General features: G+C 72.8%; 21 protein-coding genes. 5 read left to right on the top strand and 16 right to left on the bottom strand.

Annotation, left to right across the window (positions count from 1 at the left end; genetic code table 11):
* Nucleotides 1-60 precede the first annotated feature (60 nt).
* A complete protein-coding gene (locus SPOPO_RS0100730) occupies nt 61-291 on the bottom strand; it encodes a DUF4287 domain-containing protein (RefSeq protein ID WP_019872874.1) in 231 nt (76 codons plus the stop codon).
* A 246-nt stretch (nt 292-537) separates the two neighbouring features.
* Between SPOPO_RS0100730 and SPOPO_RS0100725 the strand changes: the two genes are divergently transcribed.
* Nucleotides 538-933 (top strand): hypothetical protein, encoded by a 396-nt coding sequence (locus tag SPOPO_RS0100725; RefSeq protein WP_019872873.1) that lies wholly within the window; start codon nt 538-540, stop codon nt 931-933.
* Nucleotides 934-951: 18 nt separating this feature from the next.
* On the opposite strand, the gene SPOPO_RS0100720 is transcribed toward SPOPO_RS0100725, so the two are convergent.
* Entirely contained in the window at nt 952-1989 is a 1038-nt protein-coding gene (locus SPOPO_RS0100720) for an SGNH/GDSL hydrolase family protein (RefSeq protein WP_033384848.1), read from the bottom strand.
* Nucleotides 1990-2227: 238 nt separating this feature from the next.
* On the opposite strand from SPOPO_RS0100720, the gene SPOPO_RS0100715 reads away from it, so the two are divergent.
* Nucleotides 2228-3607: a cystathionine beta-synthase gene (locus SPOPO_RS0100715; protein ID WP_028984395.1), complete on the top strand. Its 1380-nt coding sequence runs from the start codon at nt 2228-2230 to the stop codon at nt 3605-3607.
* 18 nt (nt 3608-3625) lie between these two features.
* Here the strand turns inward: SPOPO_RS0100715 and SPOPO_RS0100710 are convergent, their stop codons facing one another.
* The 5 genes from SPOPO_RS0100710 to SPOPO_RS26650 all read right to left on the bottom strand — a co-directional run bounded on the left by SPOPO_RS0100710 (nt 3626) and on the right by SPOPO_RS26650 (nt 7569).
* Nucleotides 3626-4135: a hypothetical protein gene (locus SPOPO_RS0100710; protein ID WP_019872870.1), complete on the bottom strand. Its 510-nt coding sequence runs from the start codon at nt 4133-4135 to the stop codon at nt 3626-3628.
* Nucleotides 4132-4671: an allene oxide cyclase barrel-like domain-containing protein gene (locus SPOPO_RS0100705; RefSeq protein ID WP_019872869.1), complete on the bottom strand. Its 540-nt coding sequence runs from the start codon at nt 4669-4671 to the stop codon at nt 4132-4134. The genes SPOPO_RS0100710 and SPOPO_RS0100705 overlap by 4 nt, the downstream gene beginning before the upstream one ends.
* An 89-nt stretch (nt 4672-4760) precedes the next feature.
* On the bottom strand, nt 4761-5351 hold the full coding sequence (locus tag SPOPO_RS0100700; RefSeq protein ID WP_019872868.1) for a hypothetical protein: 591 nt from the start codon (nt 5349-5351) through the stop codon (nt 4761-4763).
* A gap of 181 nt (nt 5352-5532) precedes the next feature.
* Complete coding sequence (locus tag SPOPO_RS0100695) at nt 5533-6804, bottom strand: cytochrome P450 (protein WP_019872867.1); 1272 nt, start codon at nt 6802-6804, stop codon at nt 5533-5535.
* Between the two features lie 120 nt (nt 6805-6924).
* Entirely contained in the window at nt 6925-7569 is a 645-nt protein-coding gene (locus SPOPO_RS26650) for a TetR/AcrR family transcriptional regulator C-terminal domain-containing protein (RefSeq protein WP_019872866.1), read from the bottom strand.
* Between the two features lie 92 nt (nt 7570-7661).
* Between SPOPO_RS26650 and SPOPO_RS0100685 the strand changes: the two genes are divergently transcribed.
* Nucleotides 7662-8552, top strand: a complete 891-nt coding sequence (locus SPOPO_RS0100685) for an alpha/beta hydrolase (RefSeq protein WP_019872865.1) — start codon at nt 7662-7664, stop codon at nt 8550-8552.
* An 86-nt stretch (nt 8553-8638) separates the two neighbouring features.
* On the opposite strand, the gene SPOPO_RS0100680 is transcribed toward SPOPO_RS0100685, so the two are convergent.
* The 6 genes from SPOPO_RS0100680 to SPOPO_RS0100655 form a co-directional block, all read right to left on the bottom strand.
* Nucleotides 8639-8857 (bottom strand): DUF6458 family protein, encoded by a 219-nt coding sequence (locus tag SPOPO_RS0100680; protein WP_019872864.1) that lies wholly within the window; start codon nt 8855-8857, stop codon nt 8639-8641.
* Nucleotides 8858-8934: 77 nt separating this feature from the next.
* Nucleotides 8935-9174: a DUF6458 family protein gene (locus SPOPO_RS0100675; RefSeq protein WP_019872863.1), complete on the bottom strand. Its 240-nt coding sequence runs from the start codon at nt 9172-9174 to the stop codon at nt 8935-8937.
* Nucleotides 9175-9270: 96 nt separating this feature from the next.
* Nucleotides 9271-9630, bottom strand: coding sequence for a hypothetical protein (locus tag SPOPO_RS26645; RefSeq protein WP_019872862.1), 360 nt, complete (start codon nt 9628-9630; stop codon nt 9271-9273).
* Nucleotides 9631-9644: 14 nt separating this feature from the next.
* Nucleotides 9645-9995 (bottom strand): DUF6458 family protein, encoded by a 351-nt coding sequence (locus tag SPOPO_RS32110; protein WP_019872861.1) that lies wholly within the window; start codon nt 9993-9995, stop codon nt 9645-9647.
* Between the two features lie 197 nt (nt 9996-10192).
* Nucleotides 10193-10837, bottom strand: coding sequence for a peptide-methionine (S)-S-oxide reductase MsrA (gene msrA / locus SPOPO_RS0100660; protein ID WP_019872860.1), 645 nt, complete (start codon nt 10835-10837; stop codon nt 10193-10195).
* Between the two features lie 90 nt (nt 10838-10927).
* On the bottom strand, nt 10928-11710 hold the full coding sequence (locus SPOPO_RS0100655) for a class I SAM-dependent methyltransferase (RefSeq protein WP_019872859.1): 783 nt from the start codon (nt 11708-11710) through the stop codon (nt 10928-10930).
* Nucleotides 11711-11741: 31 nt separating this feature from the next.
* Between SPOPO_RS0100655 and SPOPO_RS0100650 the strand changes: the two genes are divergently transcribed.
* Nucleotides 11742-12905: a cystathionine gamma-synthase gene (locus SPOPO_RS0100650; protein ID WP_019872858.1), complete on the top strand. Its 1164-nt coding sequence runs from the start codon at nt 11742-11744 to the stop codon at nt 12903-12905.
* Here the strand turns inward: SPOPO_RS0100650 and SPOPO_RS0100645 are convergent.
* Nucleotides 12828-14117, bottom strand: coding sequence for an MFS transporter (locus SPOPO_RS0100645; protein ID WP_019872857.1), 1290 nt, complete (start codon nt 14115-14117; stop codon nt 12828-12830). The genes SPOPO_RS0100650 and SPOPO_RS0100645 overlap by 78 nt on opposite strands.
* A 223-nt stretch (nt 14118-14340) precedes the next feature.
* Here SPOPO_RS0100645 and SPOPO_RS0100640 point away from each other — a divergent pair, with 223 nt between their 5' ends.
* Nucleotides 14341-16623: an ATP-binding domain-containing protein gene (locus SPOPO_RS0100640; protein ID WP_084671592.1), complete on the top strand. Its 2283-nt coding sequence runs from the start codon at nt 14341-14343 to the stop codon at nt 16621-16623.
* A 128-nt stretch (nt 16624-16751) separates the two neighbouring features.
* On the opposite strand, the gene SPOPO_RS0100635 is transcribed toward SPOPO_RS0100640, so the two are convergent.
* Both SPOPO_RS0100635 and SPOPO_RS0100630 read right to left on the bottom strand, forming a co-directional pair.
* Entirely contained in the window at nt 16752-18716 is a 1965-nt protein-coding gene (locus tag SPOPO_RS0100635) for a vWA domain-containing protein (protein WP_019872855.1), read from the bottom strand.
* A complete protein-coding gene (locus SPOPO_RS0100630; protein ID WP_019872854.1) occupies nt 18713-20134 on the bottom strand; it encodes an ATP-binding protein in 1422 nt (473 codons plus the stop codon). The genes SPOPO_RS0100635 and SPOPO_RS0100630 overlap by 4 nt, the downstream gene beginning before the upstream one ends.
* Nucleotides 20135-20203: the final 69 nt, after the last annotated feature.

Raw genomic sequence — 20203 nt, 5'->3', positions numbered from 1 at the left:
GCGATCGGCCCCCGACCGGAAGGTCGGGGGCCGATCCGCGTTGCGGGCTCGCGCGGCTCGTTACAGGAACGAGCGTTGCGCGCGCTTGAGATCGTGCTCGTGCACGATCGCGGTGGCGTGACCGTGGGCGAGACCGTGCTCGTCCTGCAGCCACGTCACCCGCTCGTCGAACCTCAGGAAGGAGGGGCCTTCCTCAAGTTCGCGGAACCACTCGGGGAGTTCTCGTCCTGTGCACCCGGGAACCCGGGCCAACAGGTTCTGATGCGTCTCCTCGGAGTGGTGAAGGGACATGGGACCGCCTCTCACGTCGCGTAATCGGGGTGGACCGAAGGTACGAACGAACTGGGCTTGCCGGTGGTACGAGGGTGCCCGACGCCGACCGGCCGCACAAGGTGTGATCGACGTCGACCTCCGTTTCCTCGCGCCGGTCCGGCGCGTTCGTCTGGCAGCCCCGCCCGCGCCGTCTGCGGGCGGGGCGCAGCGCTGCTCATACCCTCGGCTTCGGTGACGACACGGGGCCGAACGGAGGACGTTGCGGTGAACGACACCGACACCGGCGCTGACGCCGGGTCGAACCCGGCGTGGAGCGAAACGGCCGGAATCGCCGAGATCGCCGACCGACTGCGCCGAATGCCTGAGAGCAGGCTGAGGAGGGTCGCCGACGCGGCCCACGCCCTCGCGCAGGACCTCGCGGACGCCGCGGCCGGCATCGAGGGCCGGGCCGGGAAGACCCCACCGGCGCTGCGCCCGGTCCCCACGCTGAGTGTCTTCGCCGTCGCCGATCAGGTGACGGTCACCGCGCACGACCTCGGTGCCGCCGCGGCCGGGCTCGACTCCGGCACACACGTCTGGTGGCAGGGCGCCCGCGGGCCCCTGGGCGAGGTCCTGGCGGCCCTGACCGAGCGGACCCGGGCCCTGCGGGCCCAGATCTGACGCGCCGGTCCGACGAACTCAGGCAGCCGTCGCGGTCGAGTGCTCGTCGGCGGTCTCGGCGGTCTCGGTGCTCTCGCCCGCGGGGAGTTCGGTGCGGCGGCGGTGCCGGAGCAACGCCCAGCGGCGGCCACCCTCGACGCGGCCACCCTCGACGCGGACGGCCTCGGCGGGGGCGACCTCGGTGCCGGGGCGGTCGGCGGCCTCGACCGCGGCGAACGCGACCGGGAGCATGCCCTCCTCACGGGCCGGGTCGAGGACGACCTCGCCGGCGGGGACGTGCCCGAGGGCCGCGCTCACCGACGGGACGATGGCCATGGCCGCCGCGGCGTAGCCGGCGGCGGAGGGGTGGAACCGGTCCGCGGAGAACATCTCGCGGGGGTTCTCGCGGAAGGCGCCGGCGCACAGGTCGCCGAGGGAGACGCTCCGGCCGCCGGCCTCGACGACGACGATCGTCTGCGCCGCGGCGAGCTGGCGGCTCCAGCGGCGCGCGATCCAGCGCAGCGGCTGGGCGATGGGCTCGACGGTCCCGAGGTCGGGGCAGGTCCCGACGACGACCTCGCAGCCGGTGGCGCGCAGGCGGCGGACGGCCGCCTGCAGCTGCGCGCAGGCCAGCGAGGGCTGGATCCGGTGGGTGACGTCGTTGGCGCCGATCATGATCAGCGCGAGGTCGGGCCGCGCGGCGAGGGCGAGGTCGACCTGGCGGTCCAGGTCCGAGCTCTGCGCGCCGACCTTGGCGACATTGGTGAGGCGGACCGGAGCGCCGGCGCGCTCGGACAGTCCCGTGGCGATCAGGGCGGCCGGGGTCTCGGCGGCGGTGGCGACGCCGAGGCCGGCGGCCATGGAGTCGCCGAGCATGGCGATGGAGATCTCGCGCCCGCGGCCGGAGCCGTAGACACCGTCCGCGAACGGCGGCTCGCCGGTGGGCTTGCCCACCCAGTGGCGGGCCAGCTTGGCCTCGGTGAACAGGACGCCGACCAGCCCGGCGCCGGTCAGAGCCACGCCGGTGCTCCCCAGCGCGGCTGCCTGCAGCATCCGCGTGCCCAAGTTACGCGTCATCGCGCACCTCCTCGACGTGCGAGAAGCCCCCCCGGCTGCCTCGTCCGTCCGGCCCGTCCCTGGTGCCGACACCAGGGAGAGTCCGGATTCCGAACGTAGGTCCCGGCCCTAGGGTGGCGTTGGGCAATTGACATTCCGTTGCACGTTCCTGACGAAGGTCGAGACGTTCGGGTGATCCACTGATCGGCCGGACGTCCGGTCAGGTGAGCTGGTCACCGGGAGAAGGGGAGGGCACGCGTTGCGTTACGTGGAGTCACTGATCGACCTCGTCGGGAACACGCCGCTGGTGAAGCTGAGTCGCGTCACGGAGGGCCTGGCGCCGCTGGTCCTGGCCAAGGTCGAGTACTTCAACCCCGGCGGGTCGGTGAAGGACCGGATCGCGACGCGGATGATCGACGCCGCGGAGGAGAGCGGCGCGCTGCAGCCGGGCGGGACGATCGTCGAGCCGACCTCGGGCAACACCGGCGTCGGGCTGGCGCTGGTCGCCCAGCAGCGGGGCTACTCCTGCGTGTTCGTCGTCCCGGACAAGGTCTCGACCGACAAGATCAACACCCTGCGTGCGTACGGCGCCGAGGTCGTCGTCTGCCCGACCGCGGTGGCGCCCGAGGACCCGCGCTCGTACTACTCGGTCTCGGACCGGCTCGTCCGCGAGCGTCCGAAGGCCTGGAAGCCCGACCAGTACTCGAACCCCAACAACCCCCGGTCGCACTACGAGACGACCGGCCCGGAGATCTGGGAGGCCACCGAGGGCCGCGTGACGCACTTCGTCGCCGGGATGGGCACCGGCGGGACGATCAGCGGCGTCGGGCGGTACCTCAAGGAGGTCTCGGACGGCCGCGTGAAGATCATCGGCGCCGACCCGGAGGGCTCGGTGTACTCCGGCGGGACCGGTCGGCCGTACCTGGTCGAGGGCGTCGGTGAGGACTTCTGGCCGTCCACCTACGACCGCGAGATCGCCGACGAGATCTACGCGATCTCCGACGCCGACTCCTTCACCCTCACCCGCCGCCTGGCCCGGGAGGAGGGCCTGCTGGTGGGTGGCTCCTGCGGCATGGCGGTCGCCGGCGCCCTCCGCGCCGCCGAGAAGGCCGGACCCGACGACGTGGTCGTCGTCCTGCTGCCGGACTCCGGCCGCGGCTACCTGTCGAAGATCTTCAACGACGACTGGATGGCCGACTACGGCTTCATCTCCGCCGGCGGCTCTGCGGCGGGGGGAGTGACGGTGGGTGAGGTGCTTGCCCGCAAGGCCGGCAGCCCGACGCCGGAGTTCGTGCACATGCACCCGAACGAGACGGTCCGCGAGGCGATCGACGTCATCCGCGAGTACGGCGTCTCCCAGATGCCGGTCGTCCGCGCCGAGCCGCCGGTCATGGCCGCCGAGATCGTCGGCGCCGTCGGGGAGCGCGACCTGCTCGACAAGCTCTTCGCCGGCGGCGCCTCCCTCTCCGACCGCCTCGAGCAGCACATGATGCCCCCGCTGCCGATCATCGGCTCCGGCGAGCCGGTCTCCCAGGCGATCCACGACCTCGAGCACGCCGGCGCCGTCGTCGTCCTCGACGACGGCAAGCCCGTCGGCGTTCTCACCCGCCAGGACCTGCTGGGCTACCTCGCCTCCTAGCCGCCCCCGCGGCGGGGCTCAGGCGAGGTCGAGGGCGATCGCGCTGGTGCCCTTGCCGGTCTCGGTGACACGGACCTCGCCGCGGGCGTCGCGGAACTTCCCGGTGCCGCCGGTGACGACGAAGCGGCTGACGCTGGGCGAGGTCGGGGAGAACGAGTTGACGCCCTGGAACAGCAGCAGGTCCGGGCCGATCTCGGCGACGCCGGTGCACTGGAGGCTGATGGCGAGCGGCGCCGCCTTGCCGTCCTCGCGGACGACGCGGACGAACGTGCAGGAGGTGTCCGCGGTGCCGATGGCGACGCCGCCCTCGGCCAGGGACTGGCTGAGCACGAACTCGTCGCCGAGGCTGGAGCCGGTGGGGCGGATGTCGCGGTCCTTGCTGAGCTGCTCGGTCGCGGTCAGGACCCGCGGCGTGGGGGCCACGACGCGGGGGTCGTTGTCCTTGCGGGCGAGCGCGAGCGGGCCGGCGATGATCGCGAAGGCGGTGAGCGCGCCGATCCCGGCGAGGATCGGCTTCTTCAGCTTCATCGGCGGGGGACGAGGGTGATCGTGTAGGTGCCCTTGTCCTTGCCGCCGCCCTTGCGGAGCGTCCCGGCGGCGCCGGTGAACCGGCCGGTTCCGCCGGTGACGGCGAGCTCGAAGTTGCCGCCGGGCTCGGTCAGCGCCGTCAGGCCCTGAGCAGCGATCTGACCGTCCGTCAGGACGATGGTGGCGATGCAGTGGGAGCGCGCACTCGTGGCCGCCTTCTGCTTGTCCTTGGCCTTCGAACTCGTCACCGACGTGAGGATGCACTCGACGCCGGACAGGCCCTCGGTCTTCCCGGCCTTGGTCAGCGTGTGGGAGAAGACCAGGCGGTCACCGGTCGTCACGGCCGGGGCCCCGACGTTGAGCCGGATGCTCTGGACGGAGACCGCGGCGAACTGCAGGGTCTCGTTCGCCGGCGCGTCCACCGCGCGGGAGCTCGCGGCTCCCGACGTGAGGATCGCGCCGAGCGTCACCGCCGCGACGGTCCCCACGGCGGCCGTGCGCGCGGCTGCTCGGCGCTGGTGCACCCGGAAACGCATGATCTGTCCCTCCGACGTCCGGGCGCATCATGGCAGCCCGGCCTGAGCCGGACGGGATGGGCTCGCCGCGGGGACGGCCCAGCCGGAGATCAGTACGCGTACGCCTCGTCGATGCGGAACGACGCGGCCTGCAGGCGGTCCGCCAGTTCCGGTCCGACCAGCTCGAGGACCTGCAGCTCCGCGGCCTGGCCGGGGCGGAGGTTCGCGGCGGTGCCGACGTCGCTGGTGATGATCTCGCCCTTGTCCGACAGCGCGACGATCGTGATGTCGAACGAGCGGGTGAGGTCCCCGGTGTTGAGCACCTGCAGCGGCAGGGTGGTCGCGGGCAGGCCCGAGGGGTCGGTGAAGACGCGCAGGTCGCCGATCGTGACCGCGAGGCCGGGGATGACCTCCCGCGACTGGCCCATCTCGGCCAGGTCGCGGGCCTCGGTGGTGGAGCGGGCGACGTCGGTGTCCCGGACGGACTGGGCGTCGGCCGCGGTGTGGGCGATGCCGGTGTTCTCGGTCGCGGCGTTGCGCGAGTAGGCGGCCGCACCGACGGTGACGCCGGTGGCGACCGCGAGCAGGAGCGTGACGCCGACCGTCATCCGGGTGGCGCGGCGCGCGCGGGAACGGCGCTGCGGCCCCTGGGCGGGGGTCGGGGTCGTCCGGTACGGGGACCGGTGGTGCGGGCGGGTCATGCAGATCCTTCGCGAGGCCCACGAAGGCAGCCCTGGGGCGTGTGGTCCCAGGGTCCTCGTGTGATGGGTGTGACCACCGCAGGATCACTCGAGGCAGGGGAAAGGTTCGCCCAAAGCCGAGTAGTTTTCGACCGGATTGCCCGATTTCTTGCCCGCCGGTCGCCCGCGACCGCCGACCGGCTCAGGCGGCCGCGCGCACCGCGCTCCCCAGCCGGACCGGGACCGACGCCCAGCCGTGCAGCAGTCGCGTCGGGCGCCGCTGGGCGGGTCCGTCGGCCCGGAGGTCCGGGAAGCGCTCGAAGAGCATCCGCAGGCCGATCTCGCCCTCCATCCGCGCCAGGGCGGCGCCCAGGCAGTAGTGCGGCCCGGCGGAGAACGAGAGGTGGTCCTTGGCGTTCGCGCGGGTGACGTCGAAGGTGTGCGGGTTCTCGAACACCTCGGGGTCCCGGTTCGCCCCGGCGAGCATCAGCGCGATCAGGACGTTCTCGCGGATCGGGATCCCGGCCACCGTGGTGTCCCGGACCGCGTGGCGGGCGGTGTTCTGGACGGGGCTGTCGTAGCGGAGGACCTCCTCGACCGCGTTGCGCCACAGCGCCGGGTCCGATCGGAGGATCTCCCGCTGCTCGGGGTGCTCGAACATCAGCACCGCGCCGTTGCCGATCAGGTTCACCGTCGTCTCGAACCCGGCGGCGAGCACGAGCCCGGCGAGCGCGATCAGCTCGGCGTCGGTGAGCTCGCTGTCGTCGGACTCGCCCGCGAGGACGACGCGGCTGAGCAGGTCGTCGCCCGGGTTGCGCCGCAGCTCGGCGCAGTGCTGACGCAGCCAGGCGTTCAGCGCGCGCAGCGCCTGCTCGGAGCGCCGGAACTGCCGGAACCCGACGCCGATGTCGATGCTGGAGGCGAGGTCGTCGCCCCAGCGCAGGAACGTGTCCTGCATCGAGACCGGGACGCCCAGGATCTTCGCGATGATCTGCACCGGCAGGGCGTGCGCGTAGGAGTGGACGAGGTCGGCCCGCCCGCCGCCGGGGTGCTCGCGCTCCAGGCGGTCGAGCAGGTCGCCGGCGACGTTCTCGATGTCCGTGCCGAGGGCGTCGACCGCGCGGGCCGTGAACGCCCGGCTGACCAGTTTGCGCAGCCGCATGTGGTCGACGCCGTTGATCACCAGCAGCGACGGCGGCTCGACCGGGCCGGGGTTCTGCCCGTCGAGGGCCCAGCGGCCGGCGGCGGCGATCGGGCGGGGCAGGGCCTCCAGGGGGAGCCCGGCGCCGAAGTCGTCGCTCCTGAGGATCTCGGTGATCACCCCGTGTCGCGCGGTGACCATGGCGAACGCGCCCATCGTGACCGGGCCCCGGGCGCGCATCTCGTCGTAGATCGGGTGCGGGTCGATGGTGCTGCCGCCGAGCACCAGGCGGCCGTGCGGGTCGCCGCTGCGGGCGCCCTTCTTGATCGCCACCTGCGCCAAACCGTGGCGCACTCCCCATCGGACAGCGGATTTCACGACCATTGCCGGGCCTCCCCGGGCGCCAGACTTACACCGTAAGTCCGACCAGGGTCGCATTTCGGACGAACGGCGTCAACGGCTTCCGCGGAGGTGGGTCACGGCGTCGATGAGCAGGTCGAGGCCGAAGTCGAAGTCGGTCTCGTCGACCGTCACGTCGACCCCGAGCGCGGCGATCCGGGGGTAGCGGGCGAGCTCGGCCGGGTCCGGCGCCGCGTCCGGCGGGAGTGCCTCGACGGCCCGGGCCCGGTGCGCGGCGGTCGTCGTCGCGCCGATCGCGTAGGAGACGAACGCCCGGACCACGCGCAGGGCGTCCCGGCCGGCGAAGCCGGCCTGTTCGGCCATCTCGAGCGCGTACTCGAGCGGTTCGAGCCCGACGAGGGAGGACGGGGCGCGCGCCATCATCAGCTCGACGCACCGGGGGTATCGCTCGACGACGTCGCGGAACGCGCGCACCATCTCGCGGGCGCGGGCCTCCCACGCGAGGTCGTGGTCGGTGGGCAGCTGGATCTGGCCGCGGACGAACTCGCCGACGGCGTCGAGCAGCGCCGCCTTGTTCGGCACGTGGTTGTACAGCGACATCGCGGCGACGCCGAGCTCGGCGGAGATGCGGCGCATCGACGCCGCGGCCTCCCCGTCGCTCTCGATCAGCCGGACCGCAGTGGCGACGATGACCTCCCGCGAGAGCCGGCCGCGTTCGTTCTCGGCTGCGCTCGTCACGGACCGAGTATGTCGCGCCGGACCATTCCGGACGCAGTGCCCACCGTGCCAGGGTGGTCGGAATGCCGAGCAACGAAGCTCATGGAGGCGCCATGACCGGACGACGCGACATCGAGTTCAACGCCGAGGGGGTCACGCTGCGCGGCTGGTTCTACGCCGCGACCGACGGCCCCGGCCCGACCGTGGTGATGGCGCACGGCTTCTCCGCCGTCAAGGAGATGTACCTCGACGCGTTCGCGGAGGTCTTCGCGGCCGCCGGCGTGAACGCGCTGGTCTTCGACAACCGCAACTACGGCGCCAGCGACGGGGAACCGCGGTGCGAGACCGACCCGTGGCAGCAGGTCCGCGACTACCGGCACGCGATCACCTACGCCGGAACGTTGCCCGAGGTGGACGCGGACCGCATCGGCGTCTGGGGCTCGAGCTACTCGGGTGGGCACGTTCTCGTCCTCGGTGCCATCGACCGGCGCATCAAGGCCGTCGTGTCGCAGGTGCCGCTGGCCAGTGGGTCCGCCAACATCGGCGAGCTGGTTCGGGCCGACCTGCGCGCCGGGTACCGCGCGATGTTCGACGCCGACCGCGCCGCGCGCTTCGCCGGTGAGCCGCCCGCCATGGTGCCGGTCGTCGCCGAGGACCCGATGGCCCCGTCGGCGCTCCCGACCGCGGACTCGTGGGCCTGGTTCACCGAGACGGCCGCGAAGCGCGCCCCGTCCTGGCGCAACGAGGTCACCCTGCGGACCGTCGAGATGCTGGGGGAGTACGAGCCGATCAGCTACGTGGCCCGCGTCAGCCCGACGCCGCTGCTGATGCTGGTCGCCCGCGAGGACCATCTGACGCCGGCTCACCTCGCGTTGGACGCCTACGCCCAGGCGAAGGAGCCCAAGAAGCTCGTGCTGCTACCGGGTGGACACTTCGACGCCTACGTCGACGGGTTCGAGCAGGCCTCGGCCCCGGCCCGGGACTGGTTCGTCGAGCACCTCTGACGTTGAACGGGTTCGGACGCAACGAGGCCCCCGGTCGTCATCGACCGGGGGCCTCGCTGTCTGTCCGATGTTGCTGGAGCGGCGCGTCAGCGGCGCGGCTCGTCGTACACGCGGCGCTCCTCGACGACACCGCCGGCGCGGCGCCGCGGCGCGAACAGGAGCAGCTCCAGCAGCACGCCCACGACGCCGGCGACCATCAGGATGTAGCCGACGGCGGTCAGGTCCACGTCAGAGATGTTGTCCTGCACGGCGAACGCCAGGATCGCGCCGATGGCCGCCAGAAAAATGCCAACCCCGATACCCATGCGGGGCTCCTCTCGATCAGGCCGCCGGTAAGCGGCGACAGGTCTGTTGGTGAGGGACAGTCAGGTCAGGTGGTCGATCAGTAGCGGGGACGGTCCTCGTACACGCGACGCTCCTCGACCACCGGCGCCGCGGCGGTGTCGACGTACGCGCGACGACGCGGACCGAAGATGACGAGGTCGAGCAGGACGCTGACCGCGCCGGCGATCATCAGGATCCAGCCGACGGCGTACAGGTCGACGTTCCGGACGGTGTCCTCGACGGCGAACGCCAGGACGGCTCCGACTGCGGCGAGGAAGATGCCAACGCCGATACCCATGCTGTGCCCCCTTGCCCTCGGGCCGCCCGGGCGTGGGCGGCGTGCTCGGGTTGGGCTGCCCGGGGCGGGGGTGCGCAAACGCTGTTGTGGCGCGGGTTACGTGCGTTGGGCGTTGACTTTCTCGGCCATTTCGGTCGGATTCGGGATCTCCACGACCACCCGCGAGTACGGGCGCCCGTGCAGGTCGATCACCAGGACCTCGGGCGCGCGGCGGACGCACCACAGCTGGCGCTTGTCCCCGAGGCCGTAGGACCCCGCCTGGATCCGGCCGGGCCAGTGCGTGCCGGGGAGACGGAGCCAGGAACATTCCTTCTTCGCCTGGCTCAGCGGTAGGACCGACACGGCGGCGATGCGCTCCTGAGGGATCGTCAGACCCGTGGACAGGGCCCACCAACGGTCGCTCCCCAGGAACCGCACGCGCACGTCGGACGCGCTGACCTCGACACTCACCGGCACAGCGCGATATTAGGTCAGCGGTTCGGGAGCCGCGGGTCGTCGTAGTACCAGGTGTCGGACCCCACCACGCGATGCGGCTCCTCGACGACCACCGTCTCCGGCGTCGACTCGATGACCCGGACGGACTCGACGGGCTCGTCCTCGACGACGACCGTGCGGGGAGCGCGGCGCCGCAGCACCGTCGGCCGCGCCACCCCACGCCGTCGCGGCCCGAAGTAGTTCATCTCCACGAGCAGGTAGGCCAGACCGGCGAGCATGACGATCCACCCGACCACCGAGACGTCGATCGCCCCGCCGGAGGAATTCACCGCGAAGGCGAGCACCGCTCCGAACGCGATCACCGCAATGCCGGCACCGAGGTTCATGCCGGCCCCCTTCCGTTCCCGGCCGCTCGGGCGTGAGCGGCGTACACCGAAGGGCCTGCCCGACCCGTCGGGCCGAAAACTCAAGATCGTTTCGGCATCCCCTGTGACCCCCGTCGCCCTCCCCGCTGGAGATGTCATCTCCACCGGAAAGGGCCTCTCGCAGTGGAGATGTCATCTCCACTGCAGGCGCGGACGGGTCAGTCGCGGGGGAACTTGACGCCGGTCTCGGCGTGGCAGTCGTACCCGTGGGGGACCTTGTAGAGGTACTGCTGGTGGTAGTCCTCGGCGAAGTAGAACTCGCCCGCGGGGGCGATCTCGGTGGTGATCTCGCCGAGGCCGGCCTTGGTCAGGGCGCCCTGGTAGATCGCCGCGGACTCCTGCGCGATCTTCGCCTGCTCCTCGGTGGTGGTGTAGATGCCCGAGCGGTACTGGGTCCCGATGTCGTTGCCCTGACGGTTCGGGGTCGTCGGGTCGTGGATCTCCCAGAACTTCACGAGCAGGTCCGCATAGGAGATCTTCGCCGGGTCGAAGACCACCAGCACGGCCTCGGTGTGGCCGGTGCGCGCGGTGCAGGTCTCCTCGTACGTCGGGTTCGGCGTGAACCCGCCGGTGTAGCCGACGGCCGTCACCCAGACGCCGTCGGTCTGCCAGAACTTGCGCTCGGCGCCCCAGAAGCAGCCCAGGCCGAAGATCGCGACCTCGTACCCGTCCGGGTACGGACCCTCGAGCGGGTTCCCGTTGACGGCGTGCCGCTCCGGCACCACGTACGGACGCTCGGGCCGGCCGGGCAGCGCCTCCTCCGGGGTGACCATGACCTGCTTGGCGCCGCGTCCGAACAACATGCTGACCTCCCTGTGGGTCGGAATCGCTCCGACGCCTGGGACAACTCTGCCCCCTCCGGCGGTGTTCCGCTCCCGGCGGTTACGTCCGCCTTACGCCCGCGGCGGCTCCGCCACCACCAGGCGGAGCGAGCCGTCGAAGCTGTCCGCGGTCCGGAGGCGACCGAACCGGACGTCCCAGGCGCCGGAGGCGAGGTCCGCGGCGAGGTCGGCGACGATCCGCGCCGTGACGTCCGGCGCCACGAACCGCCAGACCGACTGGGCGTCGCGGACGGCCGGGTCCAGGTAGGCCGCGGGGCGGCCGAAGTACGCCTCGACGAACCCGTCGGTGCAGTCGCGGGGGATCGGGACGGACTGCACCGAGCCCCGCCCGCCGAGCGCGTCGAGGATCGCCGCCGGGTCGGGCATCCGCGCCCGGTCGCCGGCGGCGAGCTCCGCGCCGTACCCGATCAGCCAGTACTGCGCGAAGGCGTCCGGATCGAAGGTCAGCACCACCACCGGCCCGCGGGCGACGCGGCGCAGCTCGGCCAGGCCACGGGCCAGGTCCGCCCACTGGTGGACGGTGATCGTCGCCATCGCGGCGTCGACGCTGTCGTCGTCGAACGGCAGGTGCTCGGCGGTGGCGTCGACGGCGGGCAGGGCGGTCCGGGGCCGCTGGGCCCGCATCGCGGCCGAGGGCTCGACGGCGATCACGGCCCGGTCCGCCGGCTCGTAGTTGCCCGACCCGGCCCCGACGTTGAGCACGGTCCGGGCGTCGCCGAGCGCGGCGTGGACGTGGGCCGCGATCCGTGGGTCGGCCCGGCGGGCGGCGCCGTAACCCGCCCCGGCGACCTCGTAGTCGACGTCGCCGGCGGGGGAGGGGCGCGGTCCGGTCATGCCGCGCAGTCTGGCGGACTAGCGTGGCCGCATGTCTGACAACAGGGCCGATCAGAGCACCCACGGTTTCGCCACCCGCGCCATCCACGCCGGCCAGGAGCCCGACGCGGCCACCGGTGCGGTGGTGCCCCCGATCTACGCGGTCTCGACGTTCAAGCAGGACGGCGTCGGCGGGCTCCGCGGCGGCTACGAGTACAGCCGCAGCGCGAACCCCACCCGGACCGCGCTGGAGGAGTGCCTGGCCTCGATCGAGCGGGGCGTCCGCGGGCTGGCGTTCGCGTCCGGTCTCGCCGCGACCGACACCCTGCTGCGGACGGTGTGCGCGCCCGGCGACCACGTGATTATCCCCGGCGACGCGTACGGCGGCACCTACCGCCTGTTCGCCCGGGTGCACGCGAAGTGGGGACTGGAGTACACGCCGGTCCCGCTCGGCGACCTCGACGCCGTCCGCGCCGCGATCCGCCCGACGACGAAGCTGATCTGGTGCGAGACCCCGACCAACCCGCTGCTCGGGATCGCCGACATCGCCGCGCTGGCCGAGATCGCCCGCGGCGCCGGCGCGCGGCTGGCCGTCGACAACACCTTCGCCTCGCCGTACCTGCAGACGCCGCTGGACCTCGGCGCGGACATCGTCATGCACTCGACGACGAAGTACCTCGGCGGGCACTCGGACGTCGTCGGCGGCGCGCTCGTCGTCTCCGACGCGGCGCTCGGGGAGGAGCTGGCCTACCACCAGAACGCGATCGGCGGCGTGGCCGGACCGTTCGACTCCTGGCTGGTGCTGCGGGGCATCAAGACCCTTGCGGTGCGGATGGAGAAGCACTGCTCGAACGCCGCGGCCGTCGTCGACCTGCTGACGAGCCACCGCAACGTCACGCACGTCTTCTACCCGGGGCTCCCCGACCACCCCGGTCACGACGTGGCCGCCAAGCAGATGCGCGGCTTCGGTGGGATGGTCTCGTTCCGCGTGGTCGGCGGGGAGTCCGACGCCCTCGCGGTCTGCGAGCGGGCGACGCTGTTCACGCTCGGGGAGTCGCTCGGCGGCGTCGAGTCGCTGATCGAGCACCCGGGGAAGATGACGCATGCGTCGGTCGCCGGGTCCGAACTTGAGGTGCCGTCAGATCTGGTGCGACTTTCCGTCGGCATCGAGGACGTCGACGACCTTCTCGCCGACCTCCGGCGTGCCCTCGGCTGAGTCCGCCGTGGGCCGGGACCGGTGCACGGTCTCCGGCATCCGGAGCGCCATCGCGAAGCCGATCATCAGCACCAGGGCGGTCGAGGTGAACGCCGTCCCGTAGCCGACGTGCTCCGCGAGCGCGCCGGCAGCGAGCGGGCCGACGACCGCGCCGAGGTCGCTCGCCATGCCGAACGTGGAGACGACCGTGCCGCCGCGGCCCTGGACGACGTCCCCGACGACCGCCGACGGCCCGACCGAGAGCATCGACGCCGCCGCGCCGATGACCGCCATGCCGATCAGGTACATCGGCAGGTTCGGGGCGAGCGCGAGCATCAGCGCGCCGATCGCGCCCAGGCCCGTGCCGCCGAGCAGCATCGGGCGCCGGCCGACGGTGTCGGCGAGCTTGCCGGTTTTCTGCAGCAGGACGACGTCTACGACCGACCCGACGAGCAGGCCGATCCCCACCCACAGCGGCCCGCGGTGCAGGGCCTCGACGACGAACAGCGGGACCAGCGAACTGCGGATGCCGAAGATCGCCCACCCGGTTCCGGCGTTGACGGTGAGCGCCGCCTGATAGGCCTTGTCGCGCAGGGCCGTCCGGAGCGTCGTGACCGGGACGGCGGACGTCGACGACGCCTCCGCCATCCGCTCCGAGCGGTGCAGGAAGACCATCGCGATCGTGCCGGCGAGGGCGAGCGTCCCGGCGTAGATGAAGAACGGCAGGCGCAGCGAGATCCCGCCGAGGATGCCGCCGAACACCGGTCCGGTCAGGCCACCGAGCAGGAAGCCGCCGTAGAACTTGCTGCTGGCCTGGCCACGCATGCGGGGTGCGACCGACCGGAGCAGCAGGCTCTGCGCCGAGACGCTGAACATCACCGAGCCGACGCCGCCGGCGGCGCGCAGCGAGAGCATCTGCTCGTAGTTCTGCGCCAGGCCGGTGAGCAGGCTGGAGACCGCGACGATCCCGATGCCGGTCGCCATCATCACGCGCTCGCCGAAGCGGTTGACCAGCCAGCCCCCGGCGGGGGAGAAGCACAGCCGCATGAACGCGAAGGCGCTGATCACCAGGCCGGCCGCGGTCTCCCCGACCCCGAACTCGCGGGCGAAGATCGGGATGACCGGCGCGACGATGCCGAACCCGAGGGCGACGGAGAATGCGACGGCCGCCAGAACCCAGACCTCGCGGGGCATCTCGGAGGCGGCGAACCTCCGCTGGATCAGTGAGCGCATCGCGGGCTCATGCTCGCACGGGGCGCGCACGGGGTCGGGAGGGCAGGCACCTCAGGGCAACCCCGGCCCCCGGGCGGTTTCTTCCCGGGCGCACACCCGGCCCTCGGGACCTAGACTTGACCGTTCTGCCCGCGCGGGCGGAACGGTTCGACGAAGGGGTGGCGTGACGACGGAACGCGCGGTCGCCGAGGCCGAGGTCGCCAAGGAGCAGGCCTACGTCTCGATGCTCTACGACCGGCTCGACGAGGTCCGGGCCGACGCCGCCGAGCGCCGGCGCTCGGTCGAGCGCAAGGCGGGCAACACGCCCCAGGCCGCGGTCGAGCGCGACGCCTTCAACGCCCTGCACGCGCAGCGACTCGCGGCGCTCGACGCCGCGGCCCGCGGCCTGTGCTTCGGCCGTCTCGACCTCACCGACGGGCCGACCCGGTACGTCGGCCGCGTCGGGCTCCAGCACCGGGACGGCGCGATCGAGGAGCCGATCCTGCTGGACTGGCGCGCCCCCGCCGCCCAGCCGTTCTACCTCGCGACGGCCGTCGAGCCCGCGGGCGTCGGCCGCCGGCGGCGGATCGCGACCTCCGGGCGGACGGTCACCGGCGTCTCCGACGAGATCTTCGACGCCGACGCCGCGTCCCGGTGGACCGGTGAACTCGTCGGCGAGGCCGCGCTGCTGTCCGCCCTCTCGGCCGCGCGGACCGGCCGGATGGGTGATGTCGTCGAGACCATTCAGGCCGAGCAGGACCGGATCATCCGCGCCGAGCGGCAGGGTGTCCTCGTCGTCGCCGGTGGTCCCGGGACGGGCAAGACCGCCGTCGCGCTGCACCGGGCCGCGTACCTGCTCTACGCGCACCGGGACGTGCTCGCGCGCCGGGTCGTGCTGGTGATCGGCCCGAGCCCGACGTTCTGCGACTACATCGGCCAGGTCCTGCCCAGCCTGGGCGAGACCGACGTGCTGCTGCGCAGCATCGGCGGCCTGGTCCCCGACCTGGAGCCGAACCTGACGGAGACGCCCGAGGTCGCCGAGCTCAAGGGCCGGCTGGAGATGGCCGAGGTCGTCGCCGCCGCGCTGCGGGCTCGGCAGGAGCCGCCGGCCGACGGGCTGCGGGTCCGGCACGCGGGCTACGAGCTGCGCGTCGACGCGCCGGCCTGCCGGCGCATTGCCGACTCCGCCCGCCGCAGCGGACGCCTGCACAACGAGGCCCGGCCGAACGTGCAGCGCCGCCTGGTCGATGCGTTCTCGAAGCACTACATCGCTCAAGTCGGCGGGGACCCCCGCGGCGGGCGCAACCTGCTCGACGAGCACGACCAGGCCGACCTGCGGTCCGAGCTCGCGGACGAGCCGGCAATCCTCGCCGCGGTCGAGTCGGTCTGGCCGTGGCTCACGCCGGAGGACCTGATCGGTGGCCTGTTCGCCGACCCGGACCGGATCGCGGCGGCGGCGCCGATGCTGACCGACACCGAGCGGGCGCTGCTCGTCCGCCGCCCGGGGCTGGGCTGGAGCGACGCCGACGTCCCGCTGCTCGACGAGGCCGCTGAGTTGCTCGGCGACCTGCCCGACCACGCCGCCGAGGCCCGGGCCCGCGCGCTGGAGGCCGAGCGCCGCGAGCTCGAGGAGTACGCCGAGGGTGTGCTCGCGATCGCCCAGGGCTCCCGGTCGACCGACATCGAGGACGAGGCGGACTCCGACGAGGCCGCCGAGGTCCTGTCCGTCTTCGACGTCGTCTCCGGCCGCGGGCTCGCCGGGCGCATGGAGGAGATCGACGACCGCACCCCCGTCGAGCGCGCCGCCGCCGACCGGACCTGGGTCTACGGCCACGTCATCGTCGACGAGGCGCAGGAGCTCACCGCGATGGCGTGGCGCGCGCTGATGCGTCGCATCCCGACGCGGTCGATGACGATCGTCGGCGACCTGTTCCAGAGCTCGTCACCCGGCGGCGCGCTGTCCTGGGGCGACGTCCTGGGCCCGTACGTTCGCGACGGCAACTGGCGCGTCGCGGAGCTGACGGTGAACTACCGCGCGCCGTCCGAGGTGATGGCGATCGCCGGCCGCGTCCTGGCCGAGATCGACCCGGACGCGACGCCGCCCCGCTCGGTCCGCACCGTCGGCGAGCTGCCGTGGAAGGAGGCCGTCGACCCGGCTGACCTCGGCGCCCGGCTGCGCAAGGCCGTCGACGCCGCGCTCGCCGACGGTGACGGCAACCTCGCGGTCCTCGTCGCCGCCGGCGCCGAGGCCGAGGCCTGGGCCGCCCTCGAGGGCGTCGAGGGCCTCGCGACCGTCGGCACCCACGGCCCCGACCTCCGCGCCCGCGTCGTCGTCCTGACGGTGGGTCAGTCCAAGGGTCTGGAGTTCGACACCGTGATCGTCGTCGAGCCCGCCGCGATCGTCGAGGCCTCCGCCCGCGGCCGCAGCGACCTCTACGTCGCCCTCACCCGCGCGACCACCCACCTCGGCGTCCTCCACACCCGCGACCTCCCGGCCTCCCTCGCCGCCCCCGACGGCTGGGCCTGACCGCGCCCCGCGTTGATAAAGGGTGTCACCCTTTGTCGGCGGTGCCTGGTGTTGATAAAGGGTGACACCCCTTACTGCGGAGTAAGGGGTGTCACCCCTTATCAACGCGGGGCCCGGGGAGGTGGTGGTCAGGCGGAGCGGCGGCGGGCGTTGCGGTTGCGGAGCTTGAGGTAGTCGCTGACGACGTAGTCGCCGAGGCGGTAGGGGTCGGGGTAGAAGACCCGGCCGCCGCTGCGGCGCGCGACCTCCTCGCAGAACGCGGCGAGGCGGGGGTCGTCGTCGAGGGAGAAGACGTTGAGCAGGGCGCCGCGGCGGGTCATCGCGTCGATCTGGGCGTAGGTGAGCGACAGGGTCGACGGGGCGGGCGGCCAGTCGAAGTGGACGCCGCCGTCGCGGAGCAGGTGGGCGGTCGGTTCGCCGTCGGTGACGATGAGAACGATCCGCTCGCTGCCCGGGTGCTGCTCGAGGAACTTCCCCGCCAGCAGCAGCGCGTGCTGCAGGTTCGTGCCCTGGACGTAGTCGGGCTCCAGCGTTGCGAGCTCGGTCGCGGAGATCTCCTGCGCGTAGCGGGAGAACGCGACCAGCTGCACCGCGTCGGAGGGGTACATGCCGTGCACCAGGGCGTGCAGGGCGAGCGCGGTCGTCTTCGCCGCCACCCAGGTGTCGCGCAGCACCATCGAGTACGACATGTCGATCAGCACCGACACCGCCGCGCGGCCGCGGCGCTCGGTCTCGGCGACCTCGAAGTCGCTGACGTCCAGCCGGATCCGCCCGTCGTCGGCCAGACCCCCGCGGCGGACGGCATTGGTCAGGGTGCGGACGACGTCGATCGGCTGCTCGTCGCCGAACTGCCACGCACGGGTCGCGCCGGTGAGCTCGCCGGCCGACCCGGCGGAATGGATCTCGTGCGTCCCCTGCTGCCGGGCGGCGAGCGAGGAGAACACCTTGCGCAGCGCGGACTGCCCGATGCGGCGCACCGCCTTCGGCGTCAGCTCCAGCCGCCCGCCGGAACGGTTCAGCCAGCCCTGCTCCTCCAGCTCGCGCTGGATGCGCCGCAGCTCGGCGAGGTCGTCGAGCGCCCCGCGGCCGAGGGCGCGGCGGACCGCCTCCTCGTCGACGTCGTCGAGGCTCGCGCCCGGGTACTCCTGCCCGAGGGTGGCCATCAGTTCCTCGGCGTCGGCGAGGTCCTGGAACGCGCTGGTCGCATCGCCCATGCCCAGCGGCTGGTCACCGTTCAGCCGGGAGCCGCCGTCCCAGTCGAGGTCGGGCCGACGCGCCCGCAGCTGGTCGGAGAGCCGGCCCATCTCGGCCGACATCCCGAGGTCGGAAAACACACCCTCGGAGAGCTGGGCGAGCTCGTCGCGCTGCTCCGGCGTCAGCGACGCCATCATCCGCTGCGCGGCGGCCATGCGACGGGCGAGGGAGTCGACGAGCTCGTCGAGGTTCTGCGGGTTGTCCGGGAAGAAGTCGCCGTACTGCTCCATGAAGCGGTCGAACTGATCCTGCGTCAATTCACCACGGTCGTCGGCGGCGAGCATCTCGTTCAGGTCCGCCAGCATGTTGCGGACGCGTTCCATGTCCTCCGGGGTCGCGTCCTGGAGCGCCTGCTTCATGCCCGCGAACCGGCTGTCGAGCACCTCGCGCCGGAGCAGGTCCTGGGCGTGGGCGAACGTCTGCGCCGCCTCGGGGGAGCGCCAGTCGTAGGTCGAGAGCTCCGAGATCGCCTGCGCCACCCCGTCGGGGACGTTGTCGAGCCGGGCCTCGCGAAACCGGGCGTCGTCGTCGGCGTCGCCGAACAGCTGGGCGCGCTCCTGCCCGATCGCGGTGTCGACCAGCGCGCGCACCTCGTCGAGCGTCCCGTCCGCGCGGCCGCGGCGGCGGATCTCCTTGCGCCGCTTGGCCGCCTCGCGTCGCAGCGCGTCCAGCCCGCGCCGGCCGCCCGCGCCGCGGTGCAGCAGCTCGCGCAGCGCGTCCTCGGGCCGACCGCCCTGCAGCACGCGGTCGCCGAGCTCGTCGAGCGCCCGCCGCACGTCGTACGGCGCGGCGAGCGGGTCGGGCCCGTCGTCGTACGGGCCGTAGCGGTACCGGCTCATGACTGGTAGGTCACGCGCCCGGTGGCGTCGACGTCCTTGGAGATCTTGCGCGCGAGGTACAGGCCCTCGAGGGCGAACTCCGCGGCCGCGGCGGCCTGCCCCGGCGACTCGGCGCCGTCGAGGCCCAGACGGTCCATCAGTTTCGCCAGACCGGACAGCGGGCCGATCGCCTCGAGCAGGTCGGACGCCGGGACGAGGTCGCCGGTCGCGATCATGCCCTCGGTCTCGATCCGCTCGATCAGCGCGGAGAGGTCCGCGCCGCCGAGGCGGGCCCGAAAGACCTCGTGGGTGGCGCGGCGCAGCAGGTGCGCGAGCACCTCCAGCTCGCGGCCCTCCTCACCGGCCTCGAACTCGACCTTGCCGCGCAGCGTCGCGACCACCGTCGCGAGGTCGGAGACCCGCGCAACCGGCTGCTCGCCGGTGACCGCGGAGCGGCGGTACGCGGAGGCGGCGACCGTCTCCGCGGCGGCGATCGCGAACCGGGCCGAGACGCCCGAGCGTGAGTCCACCGCCGGCGACTCACGCACCGCGCGGGTGAAGCGGATCAGGATCTCCAGGAGGTGGTCCGGCACCGGGGACTCCGCGCCGTCCCACCCGAGCACGGCCTCCTGCCGCACGAGCGCGATCTCGTGGGCGAGGTCGAGCGGGTAGTGGGTGCGGATCTCGGCGCCGAAGCGGTCCTTGAGCGGGGTGATGATCCGCCCGCGGTTCGTGTAGTCCTCGGGGTTCGCGGTCGCGACCAGCAGCAGGTCCAGCGGGAGCCGCAGGTTGTAGCCACGGATCTGGATGTCCCGCTCCTCCAGCACGTTGAGCAGCGAGACCTGGATCCGCTCGGCGAGGTCGGGCAGCTCGTTGAGCACGAAGACGCCGCGGTTCGCGCGCGGAACCAGGCCGTAGTGGACGGTCTCCGGGTCGCCGAGGCTGCGCCCCTCCGCGACCTTGACCGGGTCGACGTCGCCGATCAGGTCACCGACGGAGGTGTCCGGGGTGGCGAGCTTCTCCGCGTACCGGTCGGCCGCCGACAGCCACTCGATCGGCAGGTCGTCCCCGGCCTCAGCCACCAGCGCGCGGCTGTGCGCCGTCAGCGGCTCGTACGGGTGCTCGCGCAGGGCCGAGCCCGCGATCACCGGTGTCCAGTCGTCGAGCAGGGTCGTCAGGGTCCGCGCCAGGCGGGTCTTGCCCTGACCGCGCTCGCCGAGCAGGACCAGGTCGTGGCCGGCCAACAGGGCGCGCTCGAGGGCGGGCAGGACGGTCTCGTCGAACCCGACGATCCCGCGGAACCGCTCGCCGCCGGTGCGCAGTGCCTCGAGCAGGTTCGCACGCAGCTCGGCCTTGAGCGTGCGGTGCTGGTGCCCGGACGCCCGGAGTTCGCCGAGGGTCCGCGGGGCAGGAGGGGACGAGGAAGAGTGCGCAGGCATGCCAGCACGGTACGTCGCCGCGCCGCGTTCGTGCGCCGGCGATCATCCGGGCGGCAGAGCGGGACAATG

The sequence above is a fragment of the Sporichthya polymorpha DSM 43042 genome, assembly GCF_000384115.1.
GTDB lineage: Bacteria > Actinomycetota > Actinomycetes > Sporichthyales > Sporichthyaceae > Sporichthya > Sporichthya polymorpha.
This window is presented reverse-complemented; position numbering and strand designations above follow the sequence as displayed.

Coding starts and splice junctions, on each gene's coding strand:
- SPOPO_RS0100685 (WP_019872865.1), top strand. CDS start 7,662: ATGACCGGACGACGCGACATCGAGTTCAACGCCGAGGGGGTCACGCTG.
- msrA (WP_019872860.1), bottom strand. CDS start 10,837: ATGTTGTTCGGACGCGGCGCCAAGCAGGTCATGGTCACCCCGGAGGAG.
- SPOPO_RS0100655 (WP_019872859.1), bottom strand. CDS start 11,710: ATGACCGGACCGCGCCCCTCCCCCGCCGGCGACGTCGACTACGAGGTC.
- SPOPO_RS0100645 (WP_019872857.1), bottom strand. CDS start 14,117: ATGCGCTCACTGATCCAGCGGAGGTTCGCCGCCTCCGAGATGCCCCGC.
- SPOPO_RS0100720 (WP_033384848.1), bottom strand. CDS start 1,989: ATGACGCGTAACTTGGGCACGCGGATGCTGCAGGCAGCCGCGCTGGGG.
- SPOPO_RS0100650 (WP_019872858.1), top strand. CDS start 11,742: ATGTCTGACAACAGGGCCGATCAGAGCACCCACGGTTTCGCCACCCGC.
- SPOPO_RS32110 (WP_019872861.1), bottom strand. CDS start 9,995: ATGAACCTCGGTGCCGGCATTGCGGTGATCGCGTTCGGAGCGGTGCTC.
- SPOPO_RS0100730 (WP_019872874.1), bottom strand. CDS start 291: ATGTCCCTTCACCACTCCGAGGAGACGCATCAGAACCTGTTGGCCCGG.
- SPOPO_RS0100675 (WP_019872863.1), bottom strand. CDS start 9,174: ATGGGTATCGGCGTTGGCATCTTCCTCGCCGCAGTCGGAGCCGTCCTG.
- SPOPO_RS0100710 (WP_019872870.1), bottom strand. CDS start 4,135: ATGAAGCTGAAGAAGCCGATCCTCGCCGGGATCGGCGCGCTCACCGCC.
- SPOPO_RS0100700 (WP_019872868.1), bottom strand. CDS start 5,351: ATGACCCGCCCGCACCACCGGTCCCCGTACCGGACGACCCCGACCCCC.
- SPOPO_RS0100635 (WP_019872855.1), bottom strand. CDS start 18,716: ATGAGCCGGTACCGCTACGGCCCGTACGACGACGGGCCCGACCCGCTC.
- SPOPO_RS0100640 (WP_084671592.1), top strand. CDS start 14,341: ATGCTCTACGACCGGCTCGACGAGGTCCGGGCCGACGCCGCCGAGCGC.
- SPOPO_RS0100680 (WP_019872864.1), bottom strand. CDS start 8,857: ATGGGTATCGGGGTTGGCATTTTTCTGGCGGCCATCGGCGCGATCCTG.
- SPOPO_RS0100630 (WP_019872854.1), bottom strand. CDS start 20,134: ATGCCTGCGCACTCTTCCTCGTCCCCTCCTGCCCCGCGGACCCTCGGC.
- SPOPO_RS0100705 (WP_019872869.1), bottom strand. CDS start 4,671: ATGCGTTTCCGGGTGCACCAGCGCCGAGCAGCCGCGCGCACGGCCGCC.